General features: G+C 46.9%; 16 protein-coding genes. 1 reads left to right on the top strand and 15 read right to left on the bottom strand.

The features are described 5' to 3' along the window. Nucleotides 1-25: 25 nt before the first annotated feature. The 10 genes from HV237_RS13330 to HV237_RS13285 form a co-directional block, all read right to left on the bottom strand. Complete coding sequence (locus HV237_RS13330) at nucleotides 26-832, bottom strand: PhzF family phenazine biosynthesis protein (protein ID WP_047358845.1); 807 nt, start codon at nucleotides 830-832, stop codon at nucleotides 26-28. Continuing rightward, a complete protein-coding gene (locus HV237_RS13325; protein ID WP_047358844.1) occupies nucleotides 819-1,475 on the bottom strand; it encodes a PAS domain-containing protein in 657 nt (218 codons plus the stop codon). Before HV237_RS13325 ends, HV237_RS13330 begins: the two co-directional genes overlap by 14 nt. Nucleotides 1,476-1,500: 25 nt before the next feature. After that, on the bottom strand, nucleotides 1,501-1,851 hold the full coding sequence (locus tag HV237_RS13320; protein WP_047358843.1) for a RidA family protein: 351 nt from the start codon (nucleotides 1,849-1,851) through the stop codon (nucleotides 1,501-1,503). Between the two features lie 822 nt (nucleotides 1,852-2,673). Further along, complete coding sequence (locus HV237_RS13315; protein WP_016152957.1) at nucleotides 2,674-3,729, bottom strand: AbrB family transcriptional regulator; 1,056 nt, start codon at nucleotides 3,727-3,729, stop codon at nucleotides 2,674-2,676. A gap of 35 nt (nucleotides 3,730-3,764) precedes the next feature. Continuing rightward, nucleotides 3,765-4,997, bottom strand: coding sequence for an ATP-grasp domain-containing protein (locus tag HV237_RS13310; RefSeq protein ID WP_047358842.1), 1,233 nt, complete (start codon nucleotides 4,995-4,997; stop codon nucleotides 3,765-3,767). Nucleotides 4,998-5,005: 8 nt separating this feature from the next. Then, the gene (locus HV237_RS13305; RefSeq protein WP_047358841.1) at nucleotides 5,006-5,635 is read right to left on the bottom strand and encodes a 2OG-Fe dioxygenase family protein; all 630 of its coding nucleotides are present in this window, start codon (nucleotides 5,633-5,635) and stop codon (nucleotides 5,006-5,008) included. A gap of 146 nt (nucleotides 5,636-5,781) precedes the next feature. Then, nucleotides 5,782-5,985, bottom strand: a complete 204-nt coding sequence (locus tag HV237_RS13300) for a 4-oxalocrotonate tautomerase family protein (RefSeq protein ID WP_047358840.1) — start codon at nucleotides 5,983-5,985, stop codon at nucleotides 5,782-5,784. Nucleotides 5,986-5,999: 14 nt separating this feature from the next. Next, entirely contained in the window at nucleotides 6,000-7,340 is a 1,341-nt protein-coding gene (locus tag HV237_RS13295) for a hypothetical protein (protein ID WP_047358839.1), read from the bottom strand. Then, on the bottom strand, nucleotides 7,330-9,192 hold the full coding sequence (locus HV237_RS13290) for an FAD/NAD(P)-binding domain-containing protein (RefSeq protein ID WP_049040505.1): 1,863 nt from the start codon (nucleotides 9,190-9,192) through the stop codon (nucleotides 7,330-7,332). Before HV237_RS13290 ends, HV237_RS13295 begins: the two co-directional genes overlap by 11 nt. Further along, a complete protein-coding gene (locus HV237_RS13285) occupies nucleotides 9,189-10,379 on the bottom strand; it encodes an MFS transporter (protein WP_046276354.1) in 1,191 nt (396 codons plus the stop codon). The genes HV237_RS13290 and HV237_RS13285 overlap by 4 nt, the downstream gene beginning before the upstream one ends. A 108-nt stretch (nucleotides 10,380-10,487) precedes the next feature. On the opposite strand from HV237_RS13285, the gene HV237_RS13280 reads away from it, so the two are divergent. After that, nucleotides 10,488-11,360 (top strand): LysR family transcriptional regulator, encoded by an 873-nt coding sequence (locus tag HV237_RS13280; protein WP_016152964.1) that lies wholly within the window; start codon nucleotides 10,488-10,490, stop codon nucleotides 11,358-11,360. A 917-nt stretch (nucleotides 11,361-12,277) separates the two neighbouring features. Here HV237_RS13280 and HV237_RS13270 read toward each other — a convergent pair. From HV237_RS13270 to HV237_RS13250, 5 genes are all read right to left on the bottom strand, one after another. Continuing rightward, nucleotides 12,278-13,030, bottom strand: a complete 753-nt coding sequence (locus HV237_RS13270) for an SDR family oxidoreductase (protein ID WP_047358445.1) — start codon at nucleotides 13,028-13,030, stop codon at nucleotides 12,278-12,280. A gap of 290 nt (nucleotides 13,031-13,320) precedes the next feature. Next, nucleotides 13,321-13,482: a hypothetical protein gene (locus HV237_RS13265; RefSeq protein ID WP_016152967.1), complete on the bottom strand. Its 162-nt coding sequence runs from the start codon at nucleotides 13,480-13,482 to the stop codon at nucleotides 13,321-13,323. A 348-nt stretch (nucleotides 13,483-13,830) separates the two neighbouring features. Then, on the bottom strand, nucleotides 13,831-14,835 hold the full coding sequence (gene trpS / locus HV237_RS13260; RefSeq protein ID WP_016156413.1) for a tryptophan--tRNA ligase: 1,005 nt from the start codon (nucleotides 14,833-14,835) through the stop codon (nucleotides 13,831-13,833). A 218-nt stretch (nucleotides 14,836-15,053) separates the two neighbouring features. Beyond that, a complete protein-coding gene (locus HV237_RS13255) occupies nucleotides 15,054-16,838 on the bottom strand; it encodes a diguanylate cyclase (RefSeq protein ID WP_019076715.1) in 1,785 nt (594 codons plus the stop codon). A gap of 119 nt (nucleotides 16,839-16,957) precedes the next feature. Next, nucleotides 16,958-18,067, bottom strand: a complete 1,110-nt coding sequence (locus tag HV237_RS13250) for an AI-2E family transporter (RefSeq protein WP_016156415.1) — start codon at nucleotides 18,065-18,067, stop codon at nucleotides 16,958-16,960. Nucleotides 18,068-18,092: the final 25 nt, after the last annotated feature.

The raw sequence follows: 18,092 nt of genomic DNA, 5'->3' as shown, positions 1-18,092 counted from the left end.
TTACCGTTCCGGTCATACATCGTCATTACAACTGGAATATTCCTTCGATGGTCATACGAGCGAAGCCATGCAATTCCACGCGCCCGTCATCCCGAACCACGCAGCGCAACGCCCCTTTACGCTTCCCGCCTTGTTGAGCGGTCAGGACATTTTTACCCGTACGCGCCGCCCAGAACGGGGCGAGGAAAGTGTGTGCCGACCCGGTGACGGGATCTTCGTTCACGCCGACCTGCGGGCCGAACCAACGGGACACAAAATCAAACTGGTTATCAGCGGCGGTCACGATCACGCCGCGGGTGTCGAATACCGCCAGCTTGTTGAAGTCAGGATTAAGCCCGTCGATGATGGTTTTGTCATCGACCAGTACAATCAGATCGTCCGATTTCCACACCCCGATAACACCGTCGGTAATGCCGAGGGCTGCCAGCAGCCCATCAGGAGTATCAATCTTTATGGCCGATTTAGCCGGGAAGTCCATGCAGAGTTCGTCCCCGTTCTTACTCACCGTCAACAGGCCGCTGCGGGTGTGGAAGCTGATAGTTTCTTGTTGGTAGCCAAGCTTGTTGAACAGCACCCAGGATGCAGCGAGAGTGGCATGACCGCACAAATCCACTTCAACCGCAGGCGTACACCAGCGCAGTTGATAACCCTCCTCGAACGGCACAAAAAACGCGGTTTCAGAAAGATTATTCTCCGTGGCGATGGCTTGCAGAACAGCGTCAGGCAGCCACGCAGTTAACGGACAAACGCCCGCCGGGTTGCCGCCAAAAGGTTGAGAGGTGAAAGCATCAACCTGATAAAAAGGAATTACTGTGGTGTCAGACTTTGTCATTTAATTTATCCAGATAGTTGTAAACGGTGTATCGGGTGACGCCCAGCGCTTTAGCGACATGATTAACGCTGCCTTTAATCTTGAAAAAGCCCTGAGCATGTATTTCAGAAATAACCCGTTTTCTGAAATCAATTTTATTTTCTGAACCCGTGGGTCTGAATTTCGAAATAACGTCATCCAGAGATTTATCCTGAATATCACCTAGCGGATTTTCCGGCGTTTCAGCCGCGGCGGCCGGATGGAGTAAATAGTCCAGGTCGCGTTTGAGTTTTGATACCACATCCATATCGACGTTAATGCAAAAAGCCACTAACGGCACGCCGTCCTTGCTGTAATAAATCGTCGATGCGCTATTCAACGTGGTGCCAGAGAGAGTGGTGGTGGTATATCCACTGAATACCTGACTGGGAACACGCTGCGAAGCATCCAGTAAACCTAAAAATCCCGTGTCATTTTCCGGGCCGGACAACAGCGCATCACCGGGTTTCCTGCCGCTGACGTGTCCATTAATGATGTTTATCACGGACGATTCGGGGCGGGTAAGGTCATGCAGAACCGCTTCTGTGTTTAAGGGAAGCGTGGTTCTCAATGCCTCAAGCGAAGCCGTCAAAATAGTGATTAAACGTTCACGTTCGTCTTTCATTTTGCTCTCTCCATCAGACAACGGCCTAGACTTCTATTTCGACGTCTAAATCAAATGCAAGGTGGCTGGTGACGACGCTCCTTGCGGGGAAACCTTCCGGGAAGAACGCGCTGTAAGCAACATTGAATTCGCTAAAGTGCTCCATGCTGCTTAACCAAACCTGGACTTTCACAATGTGGTTCAGCGTCGTATGCGCCCGCGCCAGAGTTTCCCGGATGGCGTGCATGATATGCCGGGTCTGCTGGGTGACAGATCCATACAACGGTTCACCTTCGGGGCTCATGGCGACATGGCCTGAAAGAAAAACAAACCCGTTCACCTGCACGGCGTCTGAAAAGGGAAAAGGCTTGGTCGAGGGGTAGCGTACGATAGACATGTGTCAGATTTGCCCTAAAGAAAGTGTAGTAGCACGGTAACATGACTTTATTTTAAATTAAACAAAGTTATTATTTTAAACATTTGTTGATTTTGTGGTATTCCTGCATCTCCACTAGCTGAGCATCGACAGATGCTTTGTTGACGTGATGGGACATGTTCTGACCCGCGTTTAAGTTCTGTAAGAACAAGCTCGTCTGTTTCTGGTACTGATCGGATAAGCTAACTGAGCGAATGTCCGTAGTGGGCGAGGAGCGGAAGTTAGTCTCGTAAGCACAAAAGCAGTCAGTCGGAAGCTCTATAAAAGTGAATGATTCGTTTTGCAGGAATACTTACACCGCCAGTTAGTTTGAAAATGGTGCAATTTCTCAACACAGGGTTTACCCAGATGGCTATGTCACCACCTCCTATTTTTGAAGGCAACGACTATTACAGCGTCTCTGAAGAATTTTTTAGCAAATTACCAGCTAATCTAAGAGCGCCTTTTGAACAAATAATGAAGAAAGGGGCGGAGATTATTAGCGGTTGCGATAAAGAGATTGAAAGTCTGATTAGACTTATAAAGGTAATACCTACTACAACAAGCCTTAGTTACATTTATCGTCGGCTTCGTACGACCAAGTTTGAAATCACTACTGAATCGATGATGGAACAGGAGATGTTAACAACCGCTTTTGTGGTCAGCTACGCACGTTTGTTCGCCAAAAGCAATGGCACTTGCGTTCTCCCGCGGAATGATCTCCCTGTCCACCTACGGGCTGTTCATGATGAGCTGTATAAAATTCGCAACGAACGTTATGCTCATAACGGAGGTCATAACCCCCTACAGCGGCCTCGTCGGCTTACTGGTTTTAGCGCTATTACCTTCTATAACCTCTCTTTTGCGGTAGATAACTATTGCAGGGATCGTTTGGATGAGCAACATGCGTATAATATGGCTTGCCATCACAAAACTCGCATTCGCGTTAAGCGCCAGTGCCGCAAAGGACATTGATTCCACGCTCCCGGGAACCCAGGAGAGCATCAATACATAAAATGGATAATCCAGAAGATGCGCCGCTGTAAATGCCATCATGACCGTCACACCCAGTCCAATAGCAATGAGCTGTATTGAAGACCAAAGATGACGCAAAAATGCAGTCAACGTAAACGCAATAAAATGATGCCCCAGTAATATGCCCATCAGGATCATACTGAACTGATTGAAAATATCGGGAAAAAACACAGTCTGAGATGACAAAGGGTGCAGGAGTGCTGCACAAAGCAACGACGTGATCATAAAGGGCGCAGGAAAGTGGAAGCGTTCAAGGCATTTGCCCAACACATAGCCCGCAAAGACAATACCCAATAGCCAGAGCACATTAGTCGTTGCAAACAATACAGGCGGCATGGCCATATGGGTTTGCGCACCGCCGGTAATATATCCGGCAAATAAGGTCAATGTGATGAGCCGTAGCGAGTGCGAAATGATAATTTTTTGCGGCGGCGTTTTAACATGGGACGCTAGCGCTAATACCGCTGCCATTGCCCCCGGAACGGCGCCCAATAACGCCTCTTCCTTACTCCAGCGTAATCGGTGAATACACCACAAGTAGCATGCGGTGAATTGCAGGGATAAGCATACTAATAACAACACCAGTAAAAATGCGATATTTCCTTGCGCCCCAAAAGAAAAATCGCGAAATAAAAGACCAATTGACGTACCAAGAGAGAGTTGAATCACCGTCAGGCTGCCCGGCAGTACTGGCACAGAAAGACCGGTACGTTTTAACACCAGCACGGTAATAAGTGGGCCAAACATCATACCTAACGGAACGTTGCAATAGGTAAAACCCAACCCAGCCAGGATACAAAGAGCAAAACCTAACAATAATTTCATACACCTTTCTCCTGGCTACCGTGAGTGTTAAATACTCAGTGAACGGTTTCGTTAACCCAAAGGGTATTTTCAGCAACCCATTGGGTCAATGCATCAAGACGTTCGTGTATTTCCCGGCTGGACTCCGCTTGAACAATAGCACTCACGATCTCGCCATTTGTTAATTTCATCGCGTCATATTGGCGGCCGACGACACCTGTTGCCCGATATTTAACCACAAAAGGCAATGGACATTTTTCCGCAATAGAGAGGAGCGTGCCCTGTGCAGGCGGCACATTTAATTGGCCAACCCGTAAAACGGGTTGTCTTTGCGATAAATCCTGCGGATAGATTTCGCATAAACTGGCTTTAAGCCAGGTCATTCGAGGATCAAGACCAAAAGCGGCCCCTAATTCTTCATTGACAAAGCAGCCACCTAATCGGCAAGCAAGCTCGCCAAAAATAATGTTGTTATCTTTATCAACAAAAACCTCAAGGTGAAGCAATGCGTTTTCTTCCGTTGGAAAAACCTCTTCAGCAAGATATTTGGTGTAGGCAATCAGTTTACGATGCAGCGGCGTGTCATCTTCCATAACCAGACCTAATGTTTTCCCGGATAGAAAATCCAGGCAGGAGACGGTTGCACGAGATGCAGAAACAAATATCGCCTTTCCTTTTAAATACAACGCATTAATTTGATAAGCTTCGCCTTCGATAAATTTTTCAATGAGCAGATTGTGATACTCTGGCGGCTTAACCTGCGCCAGATATTTATAAAGCTGGCCTTCATTTTTAAGAACCACCACGCCCTGTGATCCACGCCCATCATTAGGTTTGATGACGCAGGGATATCCCTGTTCGGCAATGAATCGCGCCATCGCAGTCGCACTGTCGACGCGTGCCATAGCAGGAACCGGTAACTGATGAGACTGAACAAGCGATTTCATCATAAATTTATCACGGAAGAACATGGCCTTTTTTTCACGGTCGTGTGTCAAACCCAGACGATCGCTGATTCGCGCGGCCCTCAGAACATCGATTTCGGCGAGGTAAAAGATACCCGTTGCTTTATTGTCCTGGGCGTAGTGGTAAATATCCATTTCCACGAAGGGATTATCATTAAAGTTTTCATAAAAAAGGAAAGAAAAACCTGCCCCCATATGATCAAGAATATTATCGATCTGGCTTGCGCACGTTGCAATCAGAACCGGGGCCTCTGATTGCAATGACTGCCACTCTTCACGTGAGTGCTGAAAAATAATTTTTGGTGGACACAGCAAGATATTCATTGTTTTTCTCATTCAATATCAAATGTAATGACAAATACATCCCGATAACCTTTTCCTGGCAACAAAGGAACCACTGCCGCGGTATAATGCTGATAATTCACATCATTGAATATTACTGCATCGCCCGCATGCAGTTTGAACGTAGAGGCATCACTGCCCCCATCATGATTAGGAATAAGCGTGGTTTCTCCACCAGTCACATTCTCAATTTCGCTGCAATAGATTGCAATGTACTTAAAACCATCTTTATGAATACCCTCTGGAGCGGGATATCCAGGCCTTCGGTCATCTGTCGTTATTCTTATTTGATGAATGCCAATATTGTAAGTCGTGTCTGGAAGCAATGGTAAAAGCTTTCGAAACACCAGATTCATCACTTCTTCAGCAACGTCTTGTTTTATTTCTGGGTATTTTCTTGCAATACCGCCAGCGTAATTGTTCAGTTTTTCCGCTTGAAAAAACTCACCCACTGCGCACAGATCAAAATACTTTTCACGTCCGGCCCTGGCCTGCATGTAACTTCTGAACCGAAAAATACCATCTTCAGCCTTAAGCCATGGATCGGGTAGTAATTCATCAAAACTATTTTTGACTTTCGCTGAAGTCTTCCCCAGTCGAATATGATGATAGGCGTGCATAGATAACGTCCTTAATACGGTAGTTTGAGCAGTCTACTTATAAGATATGAAATGCATATCCAACAATAAATAATATTGCAGGCTCTTTTATACTGATAATCTATGGGCAAAAGTAAGGAGGCAGGCTCCTTACTTTTTAAATAACTCTACTTGCTTTTTTTACGTAACTCCGTCACTGGCACGCCACCAATTCCCCAGTTATCAGTCACCACTTCATCAATGACCACGATGGTTGTGCTGGGGTTTTTATTCAGGACATCAACCAATAGTTGTGTCACTCCCTCCATTAATTTTTTCTTTTGCTGATCGGTAGCACCTTCATTAGTAATTTTAATATTTACGTAGGGCATATGAACTCCTTTTATTAGATGATTTTTGACATTGCACCAAGATAAACAAGTGCAAAGAGATTAAACGATAGAACATAACCGTAGTGCATTTTAAAACTGGTGTTACTGGGTGATACATTCAGACTGTTTGCGGCGAAAATAGCATTGATCGATACGGGAGAAATAAGCTGAGTTGCAATAAATAAGCAAATCCATATCTGATAATCAACCATCCCCCCCGTAAGATAATCAGAAAATATCGACCATGCGATACTAAAGATAATCAGTGGATGGATACCTAATAAACCAAAAAGCGGTACGATGAACAAAATAATCGCGTAGATCTGCAACGTTGTCAGCCCGCCAACATAAGCAGTGATACCCTCAGGTACATGGGAAAAAAGCAGCCAACAAACTGAGGTCAACACACTACAGCTTAAAAGCAGCAATACCTCACCGGATATATTCTGTGCTGATTCAGTTAATTGCTCAGCCCAGGGTTTATCCTTTTTAACCAGATGATCGACAACAAAGAGCACAACTGCTGTAAAGGCAATACTTTGCAGTGAATTAAGATTCAGTACCGTTAATGAAAAAATGAATACTCCCCAGAACAGACCTACACATAGCAGGATATACCGCATCCCATCACGGCTGGGTGTCACCGTCTCGTTTTCAGCGATTACCGTCACTTTTGCGCTTTGGTTGAACAAGATACTGAATAAAAAGAGAGGGATACCCACCAGCATCGCCTTAAGATGCGGTACGTCAGGCATTGCCGCCCAAACGGCAGCAGCGCCGATGGTGGTTGGCATCAGTACCATCGTAATGCATACGGTGCGCGTAATAATCTTTGCCAGGTTGAATCTTGGCCCAATAACTGACTTGAGGCCATCGAGCAGCAATGATATTGCCCCCAGACTCATTGGCCATGTTAAGAACGCCGTCAATAACGTAACCCCAAAAGTCATGTTCGATGTTTTTCTACGCGAAAAATATCCTCCCAGAACAGCTGTAAAATTAAGAGAGGCCATGACTTGTCGTAATAAGGCAATACCAACAAGCAGTAAAATCACATCAAAATATCGCGAAAAAATTGCAGGGGGCGCAATGCCTTTCAGGTTGTTTGTAGCAAGAAGAAACATCATCGAGCAGAGAAAAATAATCACACCACTTCTGGCGGATGATTTTTTTGACCAGAAAGCAAATGTCGATGCGAAGTAGAGCACGGCGGTAACTCCCGCAATAGCCGACATCGCCGCATGTTTATCCGTCAACGCACAAGCGAACAGAAATACCAGCAATGATGTTATCGCTAACGCAGGTTGCAATGATTGCCACGCCTTGCCACGGGCCTGGATTTGCTCAGTCTGCATTTATCGCTACCTCTGGCTGAGCCTGCCGCACCATCATTTGATGATACATATCTGCGACACAACGGCCTGCATCAACCAGGAATCTTGAATTAACCAGCGGACGTGGCAGGACGTAGGTGTAAAAATTCGCGCCTTCCGCAGGATTGCCCAGCACCCAAAAAGCCGTCTGCGCTTCCCCCATGCGATTAATAGGATGCTGGCATTGATCGATATCCAGCCCACCCGGGTGATACCCCTCATTCATAAATGGACGAACAATACCATTGGCTGTCATATTTCTGATTAACGGTGAAGCGTCATGTAGTGGCGAAAAACTGGCAATTTTCGCCTTGATTAAAACATCAGCCTGAATCTCAGTACTCTCTTCTTTAAAAGGTGAGTGAACTTCGAATTTTCCTTCGCAGTCGTTCAATACTAACCTTGAATCTTTACCACCGGCCAGACTCACCACATTCGCTTCCATTAATGCTAATAGTTGTTCATTTCTTAACTTCGGCGGGCCAACGGCAATGCGGTTAAAAATAGGATTAAAATGCTCAAGGAAATACTGATGTGACCGCGATTCAAGCCCTGAATTATCAATCGCTTCTCGTAAAATATCCCTGACATCACGAATAATGTCTGTCGCCGCTTTGATCGGGCCATGGACATTGCCCTCCTCAGACTCCTGGAGATCTTTACGCAGGAAATACATAAACCATTGAGTATAATCCTTTAAACTCAGATGTTCCTGCGATTGATGTGGATAAAGCACACTGTCAATTACCGCGATGTCTTCAGCGCTCGGTTCATAAGAGCCAGCATCTAACCACTGCCCATTTAGGGTTGAACGATAGGCATAACACATTTCTTTATGCAGTAAGGGGAAAACTTGTTCAAGAAAATCGATTTTTGAAGATCCTTTCTCAAACACATTTTTCAACCGCAATTCTCTGATAGCCATTGCCGTTAAGAAGCGTGGGGAGTACTGCCCAGAAACGCCTTTTTGATTCGCGCCGCGACTGCTAAAAGGTAGAGCCTTACGTGAATAGATAAAAATACCCGGTTCTTTTCCGGAAGGATGATAGCGAAGCTCACCATCTTCCCGGCTAAATTTTCCACCCCTGCCGATAGTGAGTTGCGAAATGACATCATAGGCAGTCAGACCAATACCCTGAACAATCACATTTGATTCCGCTGTTATTTTATTCAAATTATTTATTGGATAAGGAGTCGAATAGTAGTCCAGGCGTTCATTTTTCTTATAATTATTGGCAATAAATCGTTCAACAAGATGATCGTCAAACGTTTTGGCGTTGTCGCTGTGACCAGTGGTTAAATAGACGTAATCGGCCACCACACGCTGACTGTCTTCCAAGACAATAATAGACTTCGCATCGTCCTGAATCAGAATGTTGTTGGCCTGCTGATTTATCTGTGTAACCGAGATATTGTCAGGCAAACTTTTGATAATTTCGTGATAAAACCAATTTAAGTATTCACCTAATAATCGACGAGGTAAATAATCGTTGGCGTCAATTGGTTTGCCAGCCACGTCTTTTAAATAACGGCCATCAACATTTTTATAGCCCTGCTCATTAGCCCACTGATGAAAACATGGCCCTGAACGGAAAGATCCGGCATTTTTTACCGTCGCATCACCAAATAATGTTATCTGGCAAGCAACGGTGTTAACCAATAAATGGTCGGGCTGCGATAAACTGTGCGCACCTACACCCATCGCATTTTTATCAACGATAACAATATTAATATGTTCATTCTGTTTACGTTGTGCATGCTGAGCACAAATCCTTTCCAGAATACTAAGCCCCCGAGGCCCCATTCCTATAATAGCAACGGTTGTCTTTTTCATTCTTTGCTCCAACTTTGAGAGTATTTAACTTTGCTGTGTTGAACATAGCTAATCCCTGCTGCGATAAATAACGCACAAGCGCCAGATAATATTGAAATAGTCATCCCGTTTTTATTGTTCTGAAACGCACTCACGATTAATGGTCCGGCAATTTGCCCAATGCCATATGTTAACGTCACCAGACCCAGAAGATTAATTTTCTGTGGTGCAGAAATCTTTTTCGCGAGTGGCATAACGAGAGAACTGGTTCCCATGAAAGTTGCACCAAAGCCAATACAACTCAAGGTCAATAAAAGCGGGGAATGGATAAACGAGGCCATCACAACGCAGCTCGCCTGCACAATTAAGTTAACACTCAGGCAGGACAATATGCTCCACTTGCGTGCAGCCCATAACCAACCATAGCATCCTGGGATAACGGCAAGGCCAACAATAGACCAGATATGGTTGGCCAGAAATTCATTACCCACTCCCCGGGCCATTAAAGGGAGATAAGTAGCTACAATGATATAACCGAAGCCTGCCAGTCCATATAACAATGCTAAATTCCACCACTGGATGTTCGGCTCGGATGACGAAGCTTTTTTCTGAGGAGGTAGAACGTGTTTATTTGCAGGCAGCAAGATAATCAGCGCGATGAAGAGTACAGCTGAAATGATTGACGCGCCGATCCATAGTAGCTTTGAATTTAATGCATATGCGATACCGGCTATAACATATTCATTGCCTATAAAAATACCCACCCCGACGCCGGCAAACAAAGAAGCAATGACAAACGGATTATGGGTATGCTGTAGCATAAGCATCGACCCGAATATCATCATGCCTGCGCTGGCAACACCGGCGAAAAATCGAATAACAATTACTATATCAGGGTGCGTGACTACTGCCATCGCAAAAATAAGCAGGCCGGTGACTAATGCAGCACAAATTAACATCGTTTTGATATTCTTCAGGCCACCAAAAATACCAAACGAGAACAGGAGGCTGCCAACCAGGTATCCGGCGTAATTCGCGCTTGCGATTAACGATAATTGCGAAAAATTAAAAATGCCTTCATGCAACATGACCGGCAGCATCGGAGTATATAAAAACCGACCAATTCCCATCCCCAGCGTTAAAACAATCATACCGAAGACAGCCGTGCTCAACTGGCGATGGCCAATAACATTGTGATCAAGATCCATTTTTCAGGCTCAATATGTCAATCAGATTTGATTGTTATGTTACATAAAGAAATGATAATAAAAAGTTAATAAAAATGACGAAAACCTTCACTTTGAGTGACAGACACGATGAACAGTACCTCATTAAATTTGTTTAAAACCGTCGCGGAAACCGGCTCTATCACCGCAGCAGCCCGTAATCTGCACTGCGTTTCTTCAAACGTCACGACGCGGCTCAAGCAACTGGAGTCCAGCCTGGATGTTTCGTTGTTTGTTCGCGAGAAGAATCGTCTTCACATCACCCCTGAAGGTGAACTGCTTCTGCGTTACGCTAACAAAATCCTCGCGCTTTTAGACGAAGCCGAGTTGTCTATGCAGGGAACGAAAGCGGCTGGCCCTCTGCGCATTGGCGCAATGGAAACCACTGCCGCCGTCCGACTTCCTGCTTTGCTGGCAAACTTCCACCGTGAAATGCCCTCCGTAGAATTAAACTTAAAAACGTCACCGACAGATGTGTTAGTTCGTCAGATCCAGAATAGTGAACTTGAAATTGCCTTCGTCGCTGACCACAAGGCGTTGCACGTAGACAATTCAAGGCTACAAACGCAGGTGCTGTGTCAGGAAACCCTGGTTCTGGTTACGGCCGCAGAGCATGGTGATGTCGTGACGGGAGCCGATCTGGAGGTGACAAGGCCGCTCGTCTTTGTGAAAGGATGTAATTATCGTTCCCGGCTTGGGCAATGGTTACGGCTACAAAATGTCGATTATGACGACCCGCTGGAGTTTGGTTCTTTTCAGGCAATACTTGGTTGCGTAAGTGCCGGAATGGGCATTGCATTATTGCCTGAGAGCGTCGTCAAACAGTATGAAACGAGCTTCCCCATACGGTGCCACTCTATTACTCCTCACATTGGTAATGTCAATACTATGATGATATGGCTTAAAAATCGTGAGGTTAGCCGGGTATTGAATTGCTTTGTTTCCTTTGTTTCATCCCACTGAGGTATTCCACAACCATATTGTGCCGTTAGGGCTTTTGGGCTGGTAAATACTCTATATGGATCTATTATCGATGCAGGCTTTCAGTTTCAGGATTGACTAATGCAATTTAATAGAGTTGCTGAAGATTTCTTTCCTGGGATTGGTCAAGAAATTTGACCACTGTTTTGTAGTAAGAACGGCATCTGCTCTCTGATTCGTTCGTTGCCAGTCTGCCATTGCCACAGAGCTGCTGTTGCAGTCCTGACAACCTTAGACTTCAATCGATTCAGAGATCTCTAACGCATCATCGACTTCAATGCCCATATAACGGCGATCCTGTTGTGCTCCAGCATCCTGCACGGCAATTTACCCTGACGGGGAATAACATGTTGATATGCAAAAATGTTCCTAACAAAATTGATTTCAGTTACATCGAGGCTAACGGCTACGATCCCTTTATGCGTGATTTCATCAAAGGTAAAACCTATCCGTATGGTGAGTGGTAGGACATAACGATCAGAAAAATCATAAGGATCTGCTTGAGATCCTTTTGAGCATCAATCTGATTGTTTGACGGGTTAGACTTCTATATTTTTTTAAATGTTTCATTTTGCAAGTTCGCTCCCACCAGGTCAGCTATGACCGATTTTGGCATGGAACGGCTACGCTGACAGACCCAAGGACTGCCACGAGTAAGACTGGCAGTAATACTTTTCGACGCTTGTCATATCGCTTGTGGTAATAGAGGCGCAAAATCCCTCAAGTCAGGGGCTAATGTGTTTTATTACTTTTGGATTTCATCATTTCACAGCCAAACTATTCTAATCATTTTCAGCTTCCTGCCAGAAAGCGGGAAAAGTACTATTGTTCAGGCTTTAACAAAACAGTTAAACGCTCTGTACTTGAGAAGAGCTCCAATGATTATTATCTTGGGGGAGTTAGCAACGCCAGCCCCTGGAACTCAGTTTCTCGCGAGTTGGACCTTGAAAGTAGATACTACCTATATGGCAACTACGCGGTTGAGAGAGCACAAAACGAATTGTTTCCCAGACTGAGCGTCCATTTAATAAACGTTCCCCCATTCTGGATTGACTATCGACAAACGTATCTAACCCTGTAAGTTCGAAATCCGGTGGATACAACCCGGTCACACGTATATTTTCTTCGGACAACTGGTGTGACAGTTTAGATGTGAATCCGCTAAGCCCGTGTTTGCTGGCAAAAAAAGCGGGATGCGCAATTGAATCCGTAAAATTCGGAATCCCACATGAAGATATTATTGAGACGACATCCGCGCTTTCTGAACGTCTTAACCCAGGCAACAATGCATGAGTCAGTAAAATCGCACCTGTCAGGCCTGAACTGACGGTATTGATAATTTCTGCGTCTGGTTGATCGTCTAACGTTCCTGACAGCCACTGGGCGGCATTAAGGATTAAAATGTCGATGGGCTTGTCTGAAGTTAACAACTGTGAAGAAAACTGCGAAAGGGATTCAGGCTGGGTTAAATCACAGATATATCCTTTTGCAATCCCGCCTTCAGCCGCGATGATACTGCAAGTTTTTTGAATATCATCAGCACGCCGCGCGCAAAAATCCACCTCGACGCCTTCTCGCGCCAGCCACACGCACAGCGCCTGACCAAATCCTCCGCCTCCACCCGTAATTACAGCTCTTTTACCTCTTAGCATCTTCATCCATCCTTTTCTTTATGACTATGTGTGGATATAGATATACATGAGGAGGTGGATTGGCATCTTTCAATTAGTGTCATTTTTACATGAGGAATAGGGATAGGGGACTTGCAAAGCCAGCATCTGGCGCGGAGCGGACTGAGCGTTAGATTATTATATTCTCTGCAAGGATATGTATGCGCTATACACCAATTTTAATTGTGCTATTTAGTCAGTAAATTTGCTTAAAATACCATTCATCTTCTGTTTATAAAGACAAGAAGATGGATGTATTAATCATTTAGATATCAGTAGCCTGCAGCCCTGTTGGCTTCTTTGATGCGATTGTTTCTTGCGTCTTTATCGTGTTGGTCTTTTGCCTGCATTATCCCACTTGCAGCATCCACCCAATCATTTGCGGTACAACCTGACAATACCATACTCAACATTAATGCAAACGCATACTTCATTTTAACTCCATCATTCATTATTGTATAAATAGCGTCTGTGTAATGCTCAATGTATTTAACGCTAATGCGGTTAATTTAACAAATAATCATATCTCAGGCAAGGTGAGGATTTCGAACCCGTACATGTAATGGGTAATTCATAATGATTAGCTGAAATAATTGAAGGGCCGGGTAGAAATAGCACTGCATAAAAAACGACATATCGTATTGCGCGGATTATTAAACAGCGAATTAATTAGCCTCTGTGACAGAGGTTATCTTTACGCGTCAACGCATAGCTGCGCCACTCCCGGCGATTGTCATTCGTCGGGAGCTATCTTTATTTATCGAACCAGTAGTACTTTGAGTTCAGAACACCGGCAAACCCAGCCCTTGCTTTACTTCTTTTAATGTCTGCTGCGTGACCTCGTGCGCCTCTTCGCTTCCTTTTTTGAGCATCGCCATCAGCATACCTTTATCCTGGATGTAGGTTGCCCGCCGCTCGCGCATCGGGGCGATAAGCTCCTGCAAGCACATCTCCAGCTCGTTTTTGCATGTCCGGTCACCCAGCCCGCCGCGCTGATAATGTGCTTTCATCTCCGCCACTTTCGCTTTATCCGGATGAAAAGCATCGAGGTAAGTAAATACCATATTGCCGTCAATCTGCCCCGGATCGGACACTTTTAGATGATTGGGATCGGTGTACATTGCGCTGACCGCATGATGAATGGCCTCTTCGCTGGCGGACAGGAGTAGAGTGTTGCCGAGCGATTTTGACATTTTGGCATTACCGTCGATCCCTGGAAGACGGCTGGTCTCACTCAGTAGCGCTTTACAATGCGACAAGACAGAGGTCGGTAACAGACTATTCATCTTATGCACGATCTCATTGGTCTGTTCGATCATGGGCAACTGATCGTCGCCGACGGGAACCACCTCGGCTTTGAAGGCGGTAATATCTGCCGCCTGGCTGATGGGATAAACCAGAAAGCCAACCGGTAACGAGCGGGCAAATCCTTTCTGCGCAATTTCGTTTTTGACCGTAGGATTTCGCTCCACGCGAGCCACGGTAACAATGTTCATATAAAGCGCGGTCAGCTCAGCGAGGGCGGGCAGGGCCGACTGCAGACAAATGGTGGTGAGTGACGGGTCGATTCCTGCGGCGAGGTAATCAGCCAGTACTTCGGGAATATTGTTGCGGATCTTTTGTGGTGTGCTGCCGTTATCGGTTAGCCCTTGCAGGTCAGCAACCAATATAAACTGCTGATAATCATGTTGCAGCGTGGCGCGCTGGCGCAGAGAGCCAACATAGTGGCCGAGATGCAGCGGGCCAGTGGGACGATCGCCAGTGAGGATGATAGTTTTGTTGTTCATGTAAGACTCCTTAATCAAAAAACCGAAAGGGGTCTTTAAATGCAAATAACCGCCTTTCGGCGGTTATTTAAAATGGGGAAAACACATTCTGACCGCCTTTAAGAAGGCAGCCACCACAGGTTGTGATTAAACGCGGTGATATTGTGTTTTGTGTTCATCCAGTCAACATATCACCGCCTGGCTCAGAGGTAAAGCAATGCGCGGCGTACTGGCGTATCTTAGCTCGCTTCCAGCATGCCAAAGCTCACGATGCGCGAACGGCCTAACTCTTTCGCGCGATACAACGCCACGTCTGCGGCGCGCAGAAGATTGTCGCTCTGGGCGTGCTGCGGATAGCTGGCAACGCCGATAGAGACATCAACGTGACCAATCTCTGAGAGTCCAAAGCGCAGCGACAGTTCGCGTACACCATTATAAATATCTGTCGCAAAGCGGTTGGCGGCCTGCTCATCCGTATTGGCCAGCAACACCAGAAACTCTTCACCGCCGTAGCGGAAGGCCATGCCGCTATCATGTACAACGCGCTGAATAGTGGTGGCGATACTTTTTATCACGCTATCGCCCGCCTCATGGCCAAAGCGGTCGTTAATATTTTTGAAATGATCGATATCGATCATCAGGCAACTGATTGGCTCTTTGTTACGCACTGCCTGGCTCATCTGGGTGCGCAGCGTATCTTCCAGATGGTGACGGTTGCGCAGGCCGGTTAGCGGGTCGTAGAGTGCTTTCTCCAGCAGCGCATCACGCAGGCGCTGGTTGGCTAACGCCAGACCGAGTGCTTCCGCCATCAGTTCAAGATACGCGCGAGAGGGAGCGGAATCATTGCTGAGGTTCTGGAATGAGAGCAGGCCGATGGCTTCACCCTGGGCAATCAGTGGCACGCACAGGGTATGCTGCTGGCATGATTCCGGTAGATGGTAGCAGGCGATATCGGGTTCGCCTTGCACCGGTGGATGGCTCTGACCGCGGCGCACTGCCCAGCATTCGTCCGGGTGGAAAGCATCCGCTTTGCCCTGCGGTGAAAGCCATTGCGCAACGCAGCGCATCTGCCAGGGCTCTCGATCCAGTATGTAAAGTCGCCCGGCAATACCGGGAGCAACATTCGGCGCAAACAGCTCTGCCACATTAATGACATCGGCAAAATTCTCGCAGCCTTGCAAACGTTGAGTCATACGTGCGAGCAGCTCGCGGATTGCCCAGTCGGCGTCTCGTTCTTTCTCCAGTCGCTGACGTGCCAGGCCGTTCTCGCGAAAAATGCGGATCGCCTGCGCCATATCGCCGATTTCGTCGATCTGATTAAAGCTGGGTGTCTCAACGGCGTAATCCTGCGACGCCAGACGGTTAACCACATCGCTCAAACGCACCACGGGACGCAGTACGCGGCGTTTTAAAATAAAGCCGAGAACGAACAAAAATAGCAGAGCCGTCAGCCCGACCATCACTTCCGAAGCCGTACGTAGCGTGCGCGAAGTCTGAGTGGCATCTTCAATGGTGTTGCGTACGCGGCTGTCGAGTAACTGACGGAAATGATCTATCCGGTCCTGGGCTCGCTCCAGTTCCTGTTCATAGGATTTGCCATACAGCAGGGCGATGGCCTGCGACTCTTCTCCGCGCGCGACGCTGGCAAGCGCCGCAGCTTGCTCATCCTGCAGGGCATCAACAATCTGTAGCCCTTCATGCAATAGCGCCAGCTCTTCATCCGTCGCCCCAATGTCTTTTAGTTTCGACAGTCGCTGTTCAACGGCTTTCAGCGACGCTTCTTTCTGGCGGTAGGCGTTAAGCGCTTCCGGGTCTTTTGCAATAACATATTCGCGTGCCAGACTGGACAGCGACCAGGCATCGAGCTCGACTTCTTCGGTCAGTTGATCGAATTGATAACGCTGCTCCACCACCTGGCGTTCGGTGTTATCGGCGCTGGAGGCCATCAACATGACAACGCCGGAGGCAATGGTCAGACACACCGTCGCGCTGTAGGCCCAGTTGGTGATTGTGGCAATTCGCACTGATTAGTTCCTTCTGCGACGATTAATGAATAAGCATGATTGAAATTATAGGAAACGTATGATTTTGCGTGAAAATAAAAAAGGCGGTCTCAGGACCGCCTTCTGTTATCGTCCTGCCATCATAAATCTGGAGGATTTTTTCCTTCTTCCATAAAGGCTTCGTCGATTCCTTCCACGTTACCTTCATGATCGCGCCCGGAAAACAGGTTCCAGCAGGTAATGAACAGTGCGGCAATCAGGGGGCCAATCACAAAGCCGTTAATGCCGTAGATCTCCATTCCGCCGAGAGTGGAAATCAGAATCAGATAATCCGGCATTTTGGTGTCTTTACCCACCAGCAGCGGGCGCAGGATATTGTCCACCAGCCCGACGATAATCACGAAGAAGCCAACGATAAACAGCCCTTGCCACAGCTGGTGCGTGGCGAAGAGGAATATTGCCGCAGGTACCCAGACGATCGCTGAGCCGACCGCGGGCACGAGGGAGAGAAACGCCATCAGCGCGCCCCACAGGACGCTGCCGTCGATGTCGACAATTGCAAACGCGATGCCGCCAAGAATACCCTGAACCAACGCCACGACCGCTGTGCCCTTGACCGTTGCCCGCGTCACGCCGACGAATTTGGCAAACAGGTGCTGTTTGGCAAAATCAGAAAGCGGTAATGAGTCCAGAATCTGGCGCACCAGGTACGGCCCGTCCTTCAGTAAGAAAAACAGCAGATACAGCATGATGCCAAAGCTAATAGCAAAGCCGAATGTCCCCTTACCAATCAGGAACGCGCTGCCGGCGAGGTACTGTCCACCCTGCAGTACAACGTCGGACAGTTTTTTCTGGATCTGCGCGACGTTATCCAGATTATGTTCTGCGAGGAATCCTCTGGCCCAGTCAGGAAGATACGAAATAATGGCGGTGACCACTTCCGGGAACTGAGTGTCGTTTTGTTGTAATTTGGCATACACCACGTTCAGCTCAATAGCCAACGAGGAGAAGATCACCATCAGTGGGATAAAAACAATCAGACAGATGATGCCGATGGTGAGCAGTGACGCCAGCCCGTTACGTTCGCCAAGCGCGCTGCGCAGTCTGTTTTTCACCGGGTTAAAGATGGTGGTTAAGATTGCGGCCCACAAAATGGCAGAGAAATAGGGAGACAACACATCGAAGAACGCCCAGGTCACGAGGGCAAGTATGAAAATGAAGAAACCTTTAGTCAGTCCGTTAAATCGCATTAGTGAACCCTGTAATGAGAAGCAG

The organism is Citrobacter sp. RHBSTW-00570 (assembly GCF_013739755.1).
Classification (GTDB): Bacteria; Pseudomonadota; Gammaproteobacteria; order Enterobacterales; family Enterobacteriaceae; genus Citrobacter; species Citrobacter braakii.
Note: the sequence above shows the minus strand (reverse complement) of the source record. Positions and strands in the feature narration are given on the sequence as shown.

Excerpts from the sequence above, each read along its gene's own strand:
- HV237_RS13330 (WP_047358845.1), bottom strand. The coding sequence starts at position 832 with ATGACAAAGTCTGACACCACAGTAATTCCTTTTTATCAGGTTGATGCT.
- HV237_RS13280 (WP_016152964.1), top strand. The coding sequence starts at position 10,488 with ATGAACAGTACCTCATTAAATTTGTTTAAAACCGTCGCGGAAACCGGC.
- HV237_RS13325 (WP_047358844.1), bottom strand. The coding sequence starts at position 1,475 with ATGAAAGACGAACGTGAACGTTTAATCACTATTTTGACGGCTTCGCTT.
- HV237_RS13270 (WP_047358445.1), bottom strand. The coding sequence starts at position 13,030 with ATGCTAAGAGGTAAAAGAGCTGTAATTACGGGTGGAGGCGGAGGATTT.
- HV237_RS13305 (WP_047358841.1), bottom strand. The coding sequence starts at position 5,635 with ATGCACGCCTATCATCATATTCGACTGGGGAAGACTTCAGCGAAAGTC.
- HV237_RS13250 (WP_016156415.1), bottom strand. The coding sequence starts at position 18,067 with ATGCGATTTAACGGACTGACTAAAGGTTTCTTCATTTTCATACTTGCC.
- HV237_RS13290 (WP_049040505.1), bottom strand. The coding sequence starts at position 9,192 with ATGAAAAAGACAACCGTTGCTATTATAGGAATGGGGCCTCGGGGGCTT.
- HV237_RS13300 (WP_047358840.1), bottom strand. The coding sequence starts at position 5,985 with ATGCCCTACGTAAATATTAAAATTACTAATGAAGGTGCTACCGATCAG.
- HV237_RS13320 (WP_047358843.1), bottom strand. The coding sequence starts at position 1,851 with ATGTCTATCGTACGCTACCCCTCGACCAAGCCTTTTCCCTTTTCAGAC.
- HV237_RS13310 (WP_047358842.1), bottom strand. The coding sequence starts at position 4,997 with ATGAATATCTTGCTGTGTCCACCAAAAATTATTTTTCAGCACTCACGT.
- HV237_RS13295 (WP_047358839.1), bottom strand. The coding sequence starts at position 7,340 with ATGCAGACTGAGCAAATCCAGGCCCGTGGCAAGGCGTGGCAATCATTG.
- trpS (WP_016156413.1), bottom strand. The coding sequence starts at position 14,835 with ATGAACAACAAAACTATCATCCTCACTGGCGATCGTCCCACTGGCCCG.
- HV237_RS13265 (WP_016152967.1), bottom strand. The coding sequence starts at position 13,482 with ATGAAGTATGCGTTTGCATTAATGTTGAGTATGGTATTGTCAGGTTGT.
- HV237_RS13285 (WP_046276354.1), bottom strand. The coding sequence starts at position 10,379 with ATGGATCTTGATCACAATGTTATTGGCCATCGCCAGTTGAGCACGGCT.
- HV237_RS13315 (WP_016152957.1), bottom strand. The coding sequence starts at position 3,729 with ATGAAATTATTGTTAGGTTTTGCTCTTTGTATCCTGGCTGGGTTGGGT.